Source organism: Pseudomonas sp. A-R-19 (genome assembly GCF_019956575.1).
Taxonomy (GTDB): Bacteria; Pseudomonadota; Gammaproteobacteria; order Pseudomonadales; family Pseudomonadaceae; genus Aquipseudomonas.
In genome coordinates this window covers 1-15,151 of the sequence record NZ_JAHBDR010000116.1, presented here as the reverse complement: position 1 = coordinate 15,151, position 15,151 = coordinate 1, and the positions used below count along the sequence as shown (strand labels likewise).

The 15,151-nt window shown below is 62.6% G+C and carries 14 protein-coding genes; 11 read left to right on the top strand and 3 right to left on the bottom strand.

Going from position 1 to position 15,151, the window contains the following annotated elements:
- Positions 1–61: 61 nt before the first annotated feature.
- Entirely contained in the window at positions 62–853 is a 792-nt protein-coding gene (locus tag KGA88_RS30205; RefSeq protein ID WP_223596374.1) for a lysophospholipid acyltransferase family protein, read from the bottom strand.
- Positions 853–1,608 (bottom strand): L-ornithine N(alpha)-acyltransferase, encoded by a 756-nt coding sequence (gene olsB / locus KGA88_RS30200; protein ID WP_110658114.1) that lies wholly within the window; start codon positions 1,606–1,608, stop codon positions 853–855. The genes KGA88_RS30205 and olsB overlap by 1 nt, the downstream gene beginning before the upstream one ends.
- Before the next feature lie 154 nt (positions 1,609–1,762).
- Here olsB and KGA88_RS30195 point away from each other — a divergent pair, with 154 nt between their 5' ends.
- The 9 genes from KGA88_RS30195 (at position 1,763) to KGA88_RS30155 (ending at position 11,104) form a co-directional block, all read left to right on the top strand.
- A complete protein-coding gene (locus KGA88_RS30195; protein WP_223596372.1) occupies positions 1,763–2,650 on the top strand; it encodes an acyl-CoA dehydrogenase family protein in 888 nt (295 codons plus the stop codon).
- 180 nt (positions 2,651–2,830) lie between these two features.
- The gene (locus tag KGA88_RS30190) at positions 2,831–3,925 is read left to right on the top strand and encodes a serine hydrolase domain-containing protein (protein WP_223596370.1); all 1,095 of its coding nucleotides are present in this window, start codon (positions 2,831–2,833) and stop codon (positions 3,923–3,925) included.
- Positions 3,922–4,245 (top strand): amidase, encoded by a 324-nt coding sequence (locus KGA88_RS30185; RefSeq protein WP_223596368.1) that lies wholly within the window; start codon positions 3,922–3,924, stop codon positions 4,243–4,245. The genes KGA88_RS30190 and KGA88_RS30185 overlap by 4 nt, the downstream gene beginning before the upstream one ends.
- Positions 4,246–4,398: 153 nt before the next feature.
- On the top strand, positions 4,399–5,574 hold the full coding sequence (locus KGA88_RS30180) for a M20 aminoacylase family protein (RefSeq protein ID WP_110658123.1): 1,176 nt from the start codon (positions 4,399–4,401) through the stop codon (positions 5,572–5,574).
- An 82-nt stretch (positions 5,575–5,656) separates the two neighbouring features.
- The gene (locus KGA88_RS30175) at positions 5,657–6,967 is read left to right on the top strand and encodes a citrate-proton symporter (RefSeq protein WP_223596366.1); all 1,311 of its coding nucleotides are present in this window, start codon (positions 5,657–5,659) and stop codon (positions 6,965–6,967) included.
- A gap of 20 nt (positions 6,968–6,987) precedes the next feature.
- The gene (locus KGA88_RS30170; RefSeq protein ID WP_110658133.1) at positions 6,988–8,412 is read left to right on the top strand and encodes an amidase; all 1,425 of its coding nucleotides are present in this window, start codon (positions 6,988–6,990) and stop codon (positions 8,410–8,412) included.
- 69 nt (positions 8,413–8,481) lie between these two features.
- Positions 8,482–9,252: an IclR family transcriptional regulator gene (locus KGA88_RS30165; RefSeq protein ID WP_223596362.1), complete on the top strand. Its 771-nt coding sequence runs from the start codon at positions 8,482–8,484 to the stop codon at positions 9,250–9,252.
- A gap of 102 nt (positions 9,253–9,354) precedes the next feature.
- Entirely contained in the window at positions 9,355–9,945 is a 591-nt protein-coding gene (locus tag KGA88_RS30160) for a YceI family protein (protein WP_110658127.1), read from the top strand.
- A gap of 1 nt (position 9,946) precedes the next feature.
- Complete coding sequence (locus tag KGA88_RS30155; RefSeq protein WP_110658129.1) at positions 9,947–11,104, top strand: phospholipase D-like domain-containing protein; 1,158 nt, start codon at positions 9,947–9,949, stop codon at positions 11,102–11,104.
- A 142-nt stretch (positions 11,105–11,246) separates the two neighbouring features.
- On the opposite strand, the gene bglX is transcribed toward KGA88_RS30155, so the two are convergent.
- The gene (gene bglX / locus KGA88_RS30150) at positions 11,247–13,538 is read right to left on the bottom strand and encodes a beta-glucosidase BglX (RefSeq protein ID WP_223596360.1); all 2,292 of its coding nucleotides are present in this window, start codon (positions 13,536–13,538) and stop codon (positions 11,247–11,249) included.
- 262 nt (positions 13,539–13,800) lie between these two features.
- Between bglX and KGA88_RS30145 the strand changes: the two genes are divergently transcribed.
- Both KGA88_RS30145 and KGA88_RS30140 read left to right on the top strand, forming a co-directional pair.
- Positions 13,801–14,406: a LemA family protein gene (locus KGA88_RS30145; protein WP_046041485.1), complete on the top strand. Its 606-nt coding sequence runs from the start codon at positions 13,801–13,803 to the stop codon at positions 14,404–14,406.
- A gap of 37 nt (positions 14,407–14,443) precedes the next feature.
- Positions 14,444–15,151, top strand: a 708-nt coding sequence (locus KGA88_RS30140) for a TPM domain-containing protein (RefSeq protein ID WP_223596358.1), incomplete at its 3' end; no start/stop codon positions are given.

Sequence of the window (15,151 nt, the reverse complement as noted above, 5' to 3'; positions counted from 1 at the left end):
ACATTGATATCGGCTGACACACCGCTTTCGCGAGCAAGCCCGCTCCCACAGGAAATGTTTTTCACGCTGCTATAGCTGGGCGCATTGGAACTTGCTGTTGTTCCGGAATCGCCCCAAACAACACTTTCTGCACCGCCTGCTGCGCCTCGAACGCCAGTGCCGCGCGTTCCCGGCCCTGGCACTCGATGGGCTTGAGCAGATGAATCTCCACGCCGCCACGGTCGTTGCCGAACAGGCGCATCAAGTGCGAGAGCAGATCATCATCGCCAATGAACGGTGCCAGCGCGCAAGGCTCGCCGTTACGCACATAACGTATCGCCACCGGCTGCATCGCCACTTCGGAATCGATGGCGGCGGACAGCAAGCGACCGTGGAAGGTACGCAGCGAACGGCCATCGGTGGTGGTGCCTTCCGGGAACATCAGCAACGGGTGGGCTTGCTCCAGATGACGGGTCATCTGCTTGCGGATCAACTGGCTGTCGCCCGAGCCGCGGCGGATGAACAGGCTGCCGGCCTTGGCCGCCAACCAGCCGGCCACCGGCCAGGTACGCACTTCGGCCTTGGACAGGAACGATAGCGGCGTGAGCATGCCCAGCAGTGGGATGTCGGTCCAGGACACGTGGTTGCTGACCCAGAGCATCGGCACCTTCGGCAATTCGCCGTGGACGGTCACGTCGAAGGGCAGGGCGTTGCTCAGGCGGGCCATGAAAAACCGCGACCAGCGCTGCCGGCGCGCCATCGAATGGGCCAGGCCCAGGCGCTCGAACACCCCGAACACGCTGGCCATGCCCAGTCCCAGCGTTACCACCAACAGCACTCGCGCGATTCGCGCGTACACCCGCAACCGGCTCATTACACAGCCGCCTTGAAGTGTTTGGCGTAGCGCGGGCAGAGTTCATCGCGCTTGAGCAGGATGAACACGTCTGCGACCTGGAAGTCTTCGTCCCAGCAGGGCTCGCCGCAGATCTTCGCGCCCAGGCGCATGTAGGCCTTGAGCAGCGGTGGCATTTCGGCAATCACGTTGGACGGAATGTCCAGGCTCGGCAGCGGCTTTTTCGGCTCGGCGCGCAGGTGTTCGGTGCACAGGTAGCGCTCGCGCAGACGCTGCATGATCGCATGGGCCTGCACGCCGCCGTCCTGCATCGGAATGCTCGCGCAACCCATCAGGTAGCTGTAGCCGCCCTGGTTCAGGACTTCGGCCAGTTCGCCCCAGAGCACGGCGATGGTGCCGCCGTTGCGGTAGGCCGGGTCGACGCAGGTGCGACCGATTTCCAGGATCGGGCCTTGCAGGTGTACCAGGCCGTGAAGGCTGAATTCTTCTTCGCTGTAGAACTTGCCCAGGCTGCTGGCAGCCGTGTGGTCGAGCAAACGGGTGGTCGCCACCAGGCGCCCGGTATTCAAATCACGCACGCCGATATGGGCGCAGTGAACGTCGTAGTCATCCATGTCCAGACCCAGCTCGGCACCCTTGAGTTTGGCGTTGAATTCGCCGCTGAACACGTTGAAGCGCAAGGCCTGGGCCTCCTGCAATGCCTCGGCGCCCACCAGGCGTTCGGCTTGCAGGCGGCGTTCGTTGCCGGTGTCGCTGATGCGGGCGATCTGAGTCATGGCGAATCTCCGTGCGGGCTGCTCACCCGTCTTTGGGCTACAGCGAATCGACTTTCTTTGCTAGCCGTGTTGTGCAAAGTCAGGCTATGTAGGCCCGGTGTCATCGCCATTAAGCTTTGGTGATGCTTATATGACAGCCCACAAGGAGCCTCTTATGCCCTGGCAAACCCTGTTGAATCGCCGTGATCGCTTGCCCGCCTACCCGGATCTGGCCGAAGGTTTCGCGACCTTGCTGCAACAGTTGGGTACGGTCACGCCCTTTGAATTGGCCGTGCTTGGCGGGCGGTTGATGGCGTCGCCGGGGCTGGCGTTTCTGGTGGGCTACCAAGCGGCATTGCGCATGCTCTGGCCGAGCGCGCCGCTGAGCCTCGGCGCGCTGTGCGCCACCGAACAGCGCAGCCTGCGTCCGGCGGACATGCAGACCCGGTTGAGCGGTTTGCGCGTGAGCGGACGCAAGGATTTTGTTACCGCCGGCGATGCCGCCGACTGGCTGCTGGTGGCGGCGCGCAGTGAGGAGCCCGGCGCTGATCCGCGCTTGAGCCTGGCGGTGATCTATCGCGATGAGCCGGGTGTGCGCGTGGAAAAACTGGCGCCGATCCCGTTGATACCGGACATCAGCCATGGCCGCTTGTTTCTGGATAACGCGCTGTGCGAGTTGCTCGCCGGGGATGGCTGGGATGCGTACGTCAAGCCGTTCCGCACGCTTGAAGACATCTATGTACTGAGCGCCATGACGGCGTGGTTGTACGGTATCGGTCAGGATTGTGCCTGGCCGCAATCCTTGCAATTGCGCCTGCTGGCATTGTTGGCAGGCTGCGCGGAAAGCAGCCGCCAGCCACCGACCAGTCTGGCCGGGCATGTGCTGCTTGGCGGGTTGTTTGCGCAGTTTGAGGGGCTCAAGGCTGAGGTGGATGAGGCGTTGGCCGCAGGGCCTCAAGAGTGGATGGCGATGTGGCGGCGGGATCAGGCGGTGATGGATTTGGCGGCGGGGGCGCGGGGGAAGCGGTTGGCCAAGGCACTGACGGGATCTGCGTTGTCTTGACTGGCCCCTTCGCGAGCAAGCCCGTTCCCACAGGTTCTGCGTCGAACACAACATTTGTACACGACGCAGGTCCCTGTAGGAGCTTGCTTGCCAGCGATGGCGCCCTCACCGGCAACACAAATTCCAGAACTGTCATCAACCTCGACTAGGCTCAGCAAGTTCAATCTCCGAGCCCCCGCCATGCCCAAAGGCTTGTCCCTGATTTTCCTGTTGTTGCTCAGCTTCACCGCCCAGGCCGAAAACTGGCCCGCCGAGCAATGGCCAACCGCCCCGACACCCACGGGGCCGGCACTTCAAGCCCTGGAGGCCTACGCCTTCCCATCCCGCGATGACACCACGCGCCAGGGCATTCGCACCGATGCCTTGCTGGTGATTCGCGATGGCCAGTTTATCTACGAACGCTACGCCGGCCCGACGACGGCCGGGACGTCGCACCTGACCTGGTCGATCAGCAAGAGCCTGATGGCCACGGTCCTTGGCGTGGCCTACGGCGAAGGGCTGTTCAAGTTGCGGGATCCGGCGCAGACATTTTATCCGCCGCTGGCCAGGCACCCGGACCTGACCATGGCCGACCTGCTGCACTGGGCCTCGGGCCTGGATTGGCAGGAAGACTACGAATACGCACCGCTGAAATCTTCGGTGGTGGCCATGCTCTACACCCGCGGTCACCACGACATGGCCGCGTTCACCGCGGCACATGAGGCGTACGCCGCGCCGGGCCAGGCGTTTCGCTACTCCAGCGGTGACAGCAACCTGTTGTCCGCCGCGCTGAAAACCATCGTCGGCCCAAACCGCTATCCCGACTATCCGTGGACCGCGCTGTTCGAGCCGCTGGGCATTCGCCATGCCGTGTGGGAAACCGATGCCACGGGCACGTTCGTCGCGTCGTCCTATGCCTACCTCACGGCACGGGACATGGCCCGGGTCGGTCTGTTGATGGCCCGCGACGGTCGCTGGGGCGACAGGCAACTACTGCCCAAGGACTGGGTGGCGTTCAACCGCGAGCCGTTCGCTCACTATCGCGCACACGAAGACGATGCCGTCCCCGGCGGCCAATGGTGGCTCAATCGAGCCGTTGAGGGCGCGGCACGACCCTGGCCCGATGCTCCCGCCGACACCTTCGCCGCACTGGGTCATTGGGGGCAGGCGATGTATGTGATCCCCAGTGAGCAGTTAGTGATCGTGCGCTATGGCGATGACCGCGACGGCAGCTACCGGCACAACGAATTGCTCCAGCTCGCGCTCAAGGCCTTTGCCGGGAAGGTGCAGCCATGACCGCTTTCATTCGCCGTCGACCGGTCAGCGCTCTGTTGCTGATCCTGCTGATCGCCTTGCTCGGCTGGATCTGGCACGAACGGGTGGCGCTGTGGGCGTTCCCCGACATCATCAGCGCCTACACCGCCAAGGAATATTGCTCGTGCCGCTACGTGATGAACAACGACGCCGAGTACTGCCACGGTTATGTGAAACAGTGGCTGCCCGCCAGCGACTTTTCCGATGACGCGGCCGGCAAGCGGGTAACGGTCAGCGGCATGGGCCGCAGCAACAGCGCTGTGTGGATCGGCGAGCGCCAGGGCTGCCGCTTGCAGCCCTGAAATCCCCTCAGGTTCCACTCTGTGGAACCACATTCGATTGTTCTCGCGCACGACTCGCGGTTATCTGGAGGTGAGCGCGACCTGCCTTTGACGTGTCGCGAAATCACCGCGAACAACAAGAACGGGATTACACCCGGCCCGAGGACAATCGTCATGACCCGATATCAGCACATCCTTGCCTGGCTCAGCGACGTGGCCAGCGACCTGCACGCCACCCGCCAGGACATCCACGCCCACCCGGAACTCGGTTTCGAGGAAAACCGCACCTCGGCGCTGGTGGCCAAGTCCCTGAAGGATTGGGGCTACGAGGTGCACACCGGCGTCGGCAAGACCGGTGTGGTCGGCGTCCTGCGTAACGGCAGCAGCCCACGCAGACTCGGCTTGCGGGCGGACATGGACGCGCTGCCGATCATCGAGAACACCGGCGCAACCTACAGCAGCCAGCACAAGGGCTGCATGCACGCTTGCGGGCATGACGGTCACACCACGATGTTGCTGGGGGCGGCGCGTTACCTGGCGGCGACCCGTCAGTTCGACGGCACCCTGACATTGATTTTCCAGCCTGCCGAAGAGGGACAGGGCGGTGCCGAAGCGATGCTCGCCGATGGCTTGCTCGAACGTTTCCCCTGCGATGCGCTGTTCGGCATGCACAACATGCCGGGGCTACCCGCCGGCCATTTGGGTTTTCGCGAGGGGCCGATGATGGCCTCGCAGGATTTGCTTAATGTGACCATCGAAGGTGTCGGCGGCCACGGTTCGATGCCGCACCTGGCGGTCGATCCGCTGGTGGCAGCGGCCAGTGTGGTGATGGCTTTGCAAACCGTGGTCGCGCGCAACATCGATGCGCAGCAGGCGGCAGTGGTCACCGTCGGCGCGTTGCAGGCCGGGGAGGCGGCCAATGTCATTCCGCAACAGGCGATTCTGCGCCTGAGCTTGCGGGCGCTGGACGCCCAAGTGCGCGAGCAGACCCTCGACCGCGTGCGCGCGATCATCGAATCCCAGGCCCACAGTTTTGGTTGCAGCTCGCGCATCGAACATCGTCCGGCCTACCCGGTGCTGGTCAACCACGCGGCCGAAACCGAATTCGCCCGGCAAGTCGGCGTCGATCTGGTGGGTGCCGATGCGGTCGATGGCAATACCCCCAAACTCATGGGCAGCGAAGACTTTGCCTGGATGCTGCAACGCTGCGCCGGTGCGTACCTGTTTATCGGCAATGGCGTATCGCGGCCGATGGTCCACAACCCCGCTTATGACTTCAACGACGACATCCTGCTGACCGGTGCCGCGTACTGGGGCGCGCTGACCGAGAGCTGGCTCAAGCCGGCCTGATTCCCGCCACTTTCTACTGCCGCTGGACCGGGTGCGCCATGGCGTGCCCGCCGTTACCCAACAGGTTTTTGGAGAGTTCCCCATGCACACTTCGAGCACAGGCGTTTCGCGCACCCGGCAGGTGGTCGCCGCGGTTATCGGCAACGCGCTGGAATGGTATGACTTCATTGTCTACGGCTTTCTGGCGAGCATCATCGCCCGGCAATTTTTCCCCTCTGACGACGAATACGCATCCCTGCTGATGGCCCTGGCGACTTTCGGCGTCGGCTTTTTCATGCGTCCGGTGGGCGGCATCCTGCTGGGGATGTATTCGGACCGCAAAGGGCGCAAGGCGGCGATGCAGATGATCATTCGCCTGATGACCGTATCCATTGCACTGATTGCGTTTGCACCGAACTACGCCGCCATCGGCATGGGTGCACCGCTGTTGATCGTGGTTGCACGGATGCTGCAAGGCTTCGCCACGGGCGGCGAGTACGCCAGCGCCACGGCGTTCCTGGTGGAGAGCGCGCCGGCACACCGCAAGGGGTTGTACGGCTCGTGGCAATTGGTCGGGCAATGCCTGGCGGTGTTCTGCGGTGCGGCGATGGTCGCGCTTTTCACCCACCTGCTGTCCCCGGAGGCACTGGAGAGCTGGGGCTGGCGGATTCCGTTTGTGCTGGGTTTGTTGATCGGTCCCGTGGGCTTGTGGATTCGCAAGCACATGGAAGAACCGGAGGAGTTTCTTGAAGCGCGCAAGCAGGCCAAAGGCGCGAGCCCAAGCCTGATGCAAGTGATCCGTGAACACCGGCGCAGCATTCTGGTGTCGATGGGCCTGGCCTGTGGCGCGACCGTGTCGTTCTACGTGGTGCTGGTGAACATGCCAACCTTCGCCCACAAGAATCTCGGCCTGCCGCTGGATCAGGTGCTGCTGGTGCAAATGCTCGCGGTGGCGCTGATGACCGTGGTGATTCCGCTGTCCGGCGCACTGTCGGACCGCCTCGGTCGACGCCCCGTACTGATGGCGTTCACCCTGGCGTTTTTCCTGATGGTGTACCCGCTGTACGTGTGGGTGGCGGCGGCGCCATCGGTGGAGCGCTTGCTGGTGATGCAATTGTTGCTGTGCAGTTCGATCGGCGGGTTTTTCGGCCCGGCACCGACCGCGCTGGCCGAGCAGTTTCCCATCGAAGTGCGCTCCACCGGGGTGTCTGTGGCTTACAACGTCGCGGTCATGGTTTTCGGCGGATTCGCGCCGCTGATTGTCACCTGGCTGAGCAAGGTCCTGGCAACGCCAGTCGCACCGTCCTTCTACGTCCTGTTCGCCTGCCTGCTGACGCTGCTCGGCACCTACTGCATGCACGAAGCGCCACGGGCAAAAAGATCCGTTGAACTCAATCTTGGAGTGAAACCTTGAGCAGCCATCCGATTGTTGAAATGGACGCCGATGAGCTGTCCCGGGCCATCCACGCACGACAGGTGTCCTGTCGCGAAGTGATGCAGGCGTATCTCGCGCAGATCGAACGCTTCAATCCGCAGGTCAATGCGCTGGTATCGCTGCGACCGGCCGAGGCGTTGCTGGCTGAGGCCGCCGAGTGTGATCGCCAACTCGATCGGGGTCAGTCTCGCGGCTGGATGCACGGCATGCCGCAAGCGGTCAAAGACCTGGCGGCCACTGCCGGTTTACGCACCACCCTGGGCTCGCCGCTGTTCGCCGAGCAGGTTCCGCAACACGATGCCATCAGCGTGGCGCGGGTGCGCGCCTGCGGGGCGATCATCATCGGCAAGAGTAACGTCCCTGAATTCGGCCTTGGCTCGCAAACCTACAACAGCGTGTTCGGCACCACCACCAACGCCTACGATCCGACGCTGATCGCTGGCGGCAGCAGCGGCGGGGCGGCGGTGGCGCTGGCGTTACGCATGCTGCCGGTAGCCGACGGCAGCGATATGATGGGCTCGCTGCGCAATCCGGCGGCGTTCAACAACGTCTATGGATTTCGCCCATCCCAGGGGCGTGTTCCGTTCGGGCCCGGACCTGAGATGTTCGTCCAGCAACTGGCCACCGAAGGACCGATGGGCCGCACGGTCACCGATGTTGCCCGCTTGCTCGGCACCCAGGCCGGGTACGACCCGCGCGTGCCGTTGTCGCTGACTGAGGATCCGGGGGTGTTTCACCAGTCGTTGCAGCAGGATTTCAGGGATGTGCGGCTCGGCTGGCTGGGGGACTACAACGGCTACCTGCCGATGGACCCCGGTGTCATGGGGCTGTGTGAATCGGCGTTGCAGGACTTCGCCACACTGGGTTGCAACGTCGAGGCCTGCCAGCCGGATTTCTCCCTGGAACGCCTGTGGCAGACCTGGCTGGTGCATCGCCACTGGCTGGTGCAAGGCAGCCTCGGCGGGTTGTATGCCGATGCGCAAAAACGCGAGCAACTCAAACCCGAGGCCCGATGGGAAGTCGAAGGCGGACTGCGCCTGACTGCAGCGGATGTCTATCAGGCTTCGGTCAGCCGCAGCGAGTGGTATCGAGCGCTCAACGAACTGTTCGAACGTTACGACTTCCTGTTGCTGCCCACTGCCCAGGTGTTTCCTTTTGATGCACAAACACCGTGGCCGCGCGTCGTCGGCGGGCAGGCCATGGACACCTACCACCGCTGGATGGAAGTGGTGATCGGGCCGACCCTGGCGGGCCTGCCGAGCATGAATGTGCCAGTGGGATTCAACCCGGCCGGACTGCCGATGGGCCTGCAAATCATAGGCCCGGCCCAGGCTGACCGCGCGGTGTTGCAACTGGCGTATGCCCATGAGCAGTTGACTCAATGGGTCAAGCGCAGGCCGCCCGGCTGTCTGCAACATGCCTGAGACTGGCCGATGGGCCCGCATCTTGCTGCGCAAATTGAACATCCATCTGCGCTTAGGGAGATCGAACCTATGGAGAGCAAGGCAGAAACCGGCAGTGTGCGTTCCGTCGAGCGCGCCCTGGCGATTGTCGAGTTGCTGGGTGAGCATCAGGCATTGGGGCTGGAGGAGTTGCACTACCTCACCACCTTGCCCAAGGCCACGGTGTCGCGCATGTTGCTGACGATGCAGGAGCGGGGCTGGATCTATCGCGGCCTGAGCGATCGGCGCTACCGGTTGTGCGCCAAGCGCCTGTTTGGTGACAGCCAGCAGCGCTTCAAGCGGCGCCTGGTGGAAAACGCCGCGCCGCTGTTGTTGGAGTTGAGCGAGCGCACCGGGTTGGTGGCGGACCTGTCGTGTTTTGATGGCGAGCGGATCGAGGTCATGGAGAGCGCGATCCCCAGGGTGCTGCGCAAGCGCTATCCGAACAACTGTCAGATCGTCGGCCAGCACGCCAGCCTGTTCCATTCGGCCATGGGCCGGGCCTGCCTGGGCGAACTGGACAGCCATGAAGTGGAGCGTCTGGCCAGCCGTGAGCGAATGACTGACGAATCCCTGTTCAACACCACTGAGCAGGCCTTGCACCAAGGCTTCGGGCAGCGCACCGAAGGTTACTGGGAATACCCGGTGCGTCTGCCATTCCTGATACGCGCGGTGGCCTTGCCGATCCGCACCGATGACCGACTCGTGGGCAGCATGGCGCTTCACTGGCCAATGGATCAGGCGCCGGTGGAACGGGTACTCAATCTGCACCTGAATAGCCTGGCCACGACCATTGGCAATGTGCAGCAGGCGATGTCCTGAGTGGAACTTGTGGCGGTTTAGAGACTCAAGGCAACACATTTCTTGCAACCTGTGTCAGGCCGGTTAAGGTTCAGCACAGGTTTCTCTGCCTTACGAGTCTCTATGTTCAAGCGCTCTGCCCTCCGATCTCTCGCTTTCCTGATGCTGGCCGGTGCCGCATTGTCGGCCCGTGCCGATTGGTACCTCGATGGCGAGTCTTCGCGCCTGTCGTTTGTCAGCACCAAGAATGCCAATGTTGCCGAAGTGCAGCGCTTTCTGGTGTTGCACGGCAAGGTCGATCCCGAGGGGCTGGCGCGGGTGGAAGTCGAGCTGGAGTCGATCAACAGCGGCATTGCGTTGCGCGATGAGCGCATGCGCAAGGAGCTGTTCCAGATCGACCGGTTTCCCGAGGCCTTGATCACCACGAAAATCGATCTGCGTCCGATCAACGACCTCGCTCCTGGCGCGCAGCTGGAGTTGCGCCTGCCGCTGACGGTGGACTTGCACGGCAAACAACATGAGTACCCCGCCGAACTGCTGGCGACCCGTCTCGATGACCGGCGCTTTCAGGTGGTGACCCTCGAGCCGCTGGTGATCAATGCGGAGGATTTTGATCTGGCGCCTGGTCTGGAAACGTTGCGTAAAATGGCCGGCCTCTCAGCCATCAGTCTGTCGGTGCCGGTGGGTGCGGTGCTGATTTTCACGGCGCGCTGACATGGCCGGAGCGATTTTTCCCTGGCGTGAAGGCAACCACTTCGAACTGCTGGTCGATGGTCCGCAGTTCTTCCCGCGCATGCTCGTGGCGATTGCCCGCGCCGAAGAACAGGTCGAGCTGGAGCTGTATCTGGTGGAGGCGGGCGCCTGTGCCGAAGCCATGGTCCAGGCCTTGGTGCAGGCCGCCGAGCGCGGTGTGCGGGTGCGCTGCCTGTTCGATGATTACGGTAGCCTCGCCTTCACCCTGACCTTGCGTCAGCGGCTGATGGCGGCCGGTGTGGAGCTGCGGTTCTACAATCGCCTGAGCTGGCGCCGTTGGGTCGGTAACTTCTACCGCGATCACCGCAAATTGTTGCTGGTGGACCAGAGCCTGGCCGTGGTCGGCGGCACCGGCGTCACCGACGAGTTCTGGACCCCTGGCGAAGATGTCAGCGAATGGCATGAGGTGATGGTGGAAATCACCGGCCCGCTGGTGCTCGACTGGCAGTTGCTGTTCGACCGCCAGTGGATCGCCAACCGCCATCGTCGCGCCTGGCGGCCCGCCTCGCATTTCGGTTTGCCGCGCCTGCCACGGGTGCCGTCCATGGGCGAGGGCATGGGCCGGGTGGCCTATGCCGACGCCCGCCAGCACCGGGACATTCTGCAATCGCTGGTACGCGCCTTGAACAGCGGCCAACGCCGGGTCTGGCTGGCCACACCGTACTTTTTGCCGACCTGGAAAGTCCGCCGTTCCCTGCGCCGGGCGGCTGCCCGGGGCGTCGATGTGCGGTTGCTGCTGACCGGCCCCCGTACCGATCACCCGTCCGTGCGCTACGCCGGGCATCGTTACTACCCGCGACTGCTCAAGGCCGGGGTGAAGATCTTCGAGTATCAGCCGTGTTTCCTGCACCTGAAGATGGTTTTGATCGATGACTGGGTGAGCATCGGCTCGTGCAACTTCGATCACTGGAACCTGCGCTTCAACCTGGAAGCCAACCTGGAAGCCCTGGACCCCGGACTGACCCGGTCGGTGGCGGCGAGTTTCGAACGCGACTTCGGGTTGAGTGAGCAAGTCAGCCTGGAAGAATGGCAACGCCGGCCGTTGTGGCGGCGGGTCAAGCAGAGGGTGTGGGGATGGGTGGATCGGGTGGTGGTGAATCTGCTGGATCGACGAGGTTGACGCCGATTTTCTGAACTCCATAAACCCAATGTGGGAGCGGGCTTGCTCGCGAAGGCGGAGTGTCAGTCAATGAAGATGTCGACTGACAGACCGCTTTCGCGAGCAAGCCCGCTCCCACATTTGTATTGCGTTGTTGCCGCGATTACAGCAACTCAAAACTCTGCTGCGTCACGTCCTCTGAGTCCAGGCCGATCTGTACGTTGAACTTGCCCGGTTCCGCCGCGTATTTGAGCTGGGTGTTGTAGAACTTCAGGTCGTCCTCGGTGATGGTGAAGTGCACGACCTTCTGTTCGCCGGCCTTGATCATCACTTTCTGGAAGTTCTTCAGTTCCTTGATCGGGCGGATCATCGAGCCGGCCACGTCCTGGATGTACAACTGCACCACGGTTTCGCCGTCGCGCTTGCCGGTGTTTTTCACCGTGACGCTGGCGTCGAGCTTGCCGGTCTTGTTCAGCGTGGTCGACGACAGGGCCATGTCGCTCAGGCTGAAGTCGGTGTAGCTCAGACCGAAGCCAAACGGGAACAGGGGGCCGGTGGTGTCATCGAGATACTGCGAGGTGTAGTTGCCCGGTTTGCCCGGCGTGAACGGCCGGCCAATGGTCAGGTGGTTGTAGTAGGTCGGAATCTGACCCACCGAGCGAGGGATGGTGATCGGCAGTTTGCCCGACGGGTTGTAGTCGCCGAACAGCACGTCGGCGATCGCGTTGCCGCCTTCGGTGCCGGTGAACCAGGTTTCCAGAATCGCGTCAGCTTGTTCTTTCTCTTCGAGAATCGACAGCGGACGGCCGTTCATCAACACCAGCACCAGCGGTTTGCCGGTGGCTTTCAAGGCGCGGATCAGTTCACGCTGGTTTTCCGGAATATTGATGTCCGTGCGGCTCGACGATTCGTGGGACATGCCACGGGATTCGCCAACCGCTGCCACCACTATGTCAGCGTCCTTGGCGGCTTTCACCGCTTCGTCGATCAACACGTTGGCCGGACGCGGATCATCCACCACTTCCAGGGCGTCGAAGTTGAGGAAGTTCAGGTAATCCACGACCTTCTTGTTGCTGGTAATGTTGGCGCCACGGGCGTAGATCAGCGTCGATTGCGAACCCAGTGCAGCGGACATGCCGTCGAACAGCGTGACCGATTGCGCAGGGCGACCGTTGGCGGCCCAACTGCCCATCATGTCGATCGGTGCCTTGGCCAGCGGACCCACCAAAGCGATTTTCGCGGTTTTCTTCAGCGGCAGGGTTTCGTTCTGGTTCTTCAGCAACACCATGCTGCGGCGCGCGACATCGCGGGCCTCGGCGCGGTGCAGACGGCTGTCGGCATTGGTGTCGGCCGGATCATCTTCAGCCTTGCCGATGCGCAGATACGGGTCCTTGAACAGGCCCATGTCGTACTTGGCGGCGAGTACCTCACGCACGGCGTTGTCGATGTCGCTTTGTTCAATCTCGCCGGCCTTCAACAGCCCAGGCAGCTCTTTGCCATAGAGGGTGTCGTTCATGCTCATGTCGATGCCGGCCTTGATCGCCAGCTTCGCGGCTTCGCGGCCATCGGCGGCAACGCCGTGCTTGATCAGTTCGAAAATCGCCCCGTGGTCGCTGACGGCCAGGCCTTTGAACCCCCACTCCTTGCGCAACAGGTCGTTCATCAGCCAGGTGTTTGCCGTGGCCGGCACGCCGTTGATCGAGTTCAGCGCAACCATCACGCCACCCGCGCCGGCATCGATGGCGGCGCGGTACGGCGGCAGGTAGTCCTGGTACATCTTGACCGGGCTCATGTCGACCACGTTGTAGTCGCGACCGCCCTCGACCGCGCCATACAGGGCGAAGTGCTTGACGCTGGCCATGATGCTGTCGGCTGCGTTCGCACCGGTGCCCTGGAAGGCTTTGACCATGACGCCGGCAATGCGCGACACCAGGTAGGTGTCTTCACCGAAGCCTTCGGACGTACGGCCCCATCGCGGGTCGCGGGAGATGTCGACCATCGGCGCGAAGGTGAGGTCGACGCCGTCCGAGGAGGCTTCCTTGGCGGCGATGCGCCCGGACAGGGCGATGGCGTCCATGTCCCAGCTCGAGGCCAGGGCCAGCGGGATCGGGAAAATGGTGCGGTGGCCGTGGATCACGTCGTAGGCGAAGAACATCGGGATCTTCAGGCGGCTGCGCATGGCCGCGTCCTGCATCGGCCGGTTTTCCGGACGGGTGATCGAGTTGAACGTACCGCCGATGTTGCCCGCCGCGATTTCCTTGCGGATCATTTCGCGAGGCATTTCCGGGCCGATGCTGATCAGGCGCAACTGGCCGATTTTTTCATCGAGGGTCATTTGCTTCATCAGGTTGCTGACGAAGGCGTCCTTGTTCTCCAGGGGTGCGGGCGTCGTGGCGGCCAATACGTTATGACTGGCCAGGCTGACGTACAGGCCCAGCAAACACAGCTTCTTCATGAATAGTTTTCTCAAGGGCCCAAACGGCGATGTACACGCCGGCCAGCCAAAATTTAGGGAGCGTCTATTGTTGTTCGGGTGCCGGCTCAAAAAACCAGAGCCAAAAACGACAGCCAGATGGCGGATGCGTTTTCGCGCAGGGCCTCTTTTTAGCCCATCGGCCCGTTGCAATCCAGAGGCGCGGGCGATTATGCCCCAAGAGCCGGCCGAGAAGGTTTCACGGTCGGTTTTTTCATGAAATGCACAAGGGAGCATCATCCTGATGAATGTAAGTCCAACCTACCGCTCGCGTTTGCAGGTCGTCACGCTGCTGATGCTGGCGACCTTGCTGACCGCCTGCGGCATCAACAACATCCCGACCCTCGACGAACAGGCCAAGGCCGCCTGGGGCCAGGTGCAGAACCAGTATCAGCGCCGCGCCGACCTGATTCCCAACCTGGTGGAAACCGTCAAGGGCTACGCCAAGCATGAGGAAGAGACGCTGACGGCGGTCATCGAGGCCCGGGCCAAGGCCACGTCGATCCAGGTGGACGCCTCGACCCTCGACAATCCGGAAAAACTCAAGCAGTACCAGCAGGCCCAGGACCAGCTCAGCGGTGCCCTGAGCCGCTTGATGGTGGTTTCCGAGCGCTATCCGGACCTCAAGGCCAACCAGAACTTCCTCGCCCTGCAGTCGCAACTGGAAGGTACCGAGAACCGCATCAGCGTGGCCCGACGTGATTTCATCCTCGCGGTGCAGAAATACAACACCGAGATCCGCACGTTCCCCGGCCGTTTGTGGCACACCGTGATGTACAGCGACTTGCCGATGCGCGAAACCTTCGAAGCCACGCCGGGTTCGGAAAAGGCCCCCGAGGTCAAGTTCTGAAAAGCGCTAATCGATGTCACTACGCAAGAGGTTGCCAATGCGCGTCCTGAAAACAGGCCTGTTGCTGTTGTTGTGGGTGGTGACGATCACGGCCCGGGCCGAGCTGAGTTTTCCGGCGTTGACCGGGCGGGTGGTCGACAACGCCCAGATGATCGAACCATCGGTGCGCGAGCAACTCACCCAGCAACTTCAGGCCCATGAACAAGCCACCGGCGAGCAGCTTGTGGTCGTGACTTTGCCGGATTTGCAAGGCACCGACATCGCCGACTTCGGTTACCAGCTCGGCCGGCACTGGGGCATCGGGCAGAAGGACAAGAACAACGGTGCCTTGCTGATCATCGCCCGGGACGAACGCCGGCTGCGTATCGAAGTCGGTTATGGCCTGGAGGATCGCCTGACCGATGCCCAGAGTTCGGTGATCATCAACCAGGTCATCACTCCGGCGTTCAAGACCGGCAACTTCAGTAAAGGCATCAGTGACGGCGTGGCGGCAATGCTGGTGGTGCTGGGCGGCAACCCCTTGGATGAACCCTCCACGGCGTATGAATCCAGAGGTGATCCGGGGGATGATTTCGTCTCGCGCCATCCCGGGTTGTTCGTGTTTTTGGTGATGTTGTTCATCCTGACTGTTTTTGTGTGCCAGATGCTCGGTATTCTTCCCGCCGGCCGGGGCGGCTCCGGTGGATCCGGGGGCGGTTTTGGTGGTGGTGGATTTGGCGGCGGCGGAGGCGGTGGAGGCTTCAGC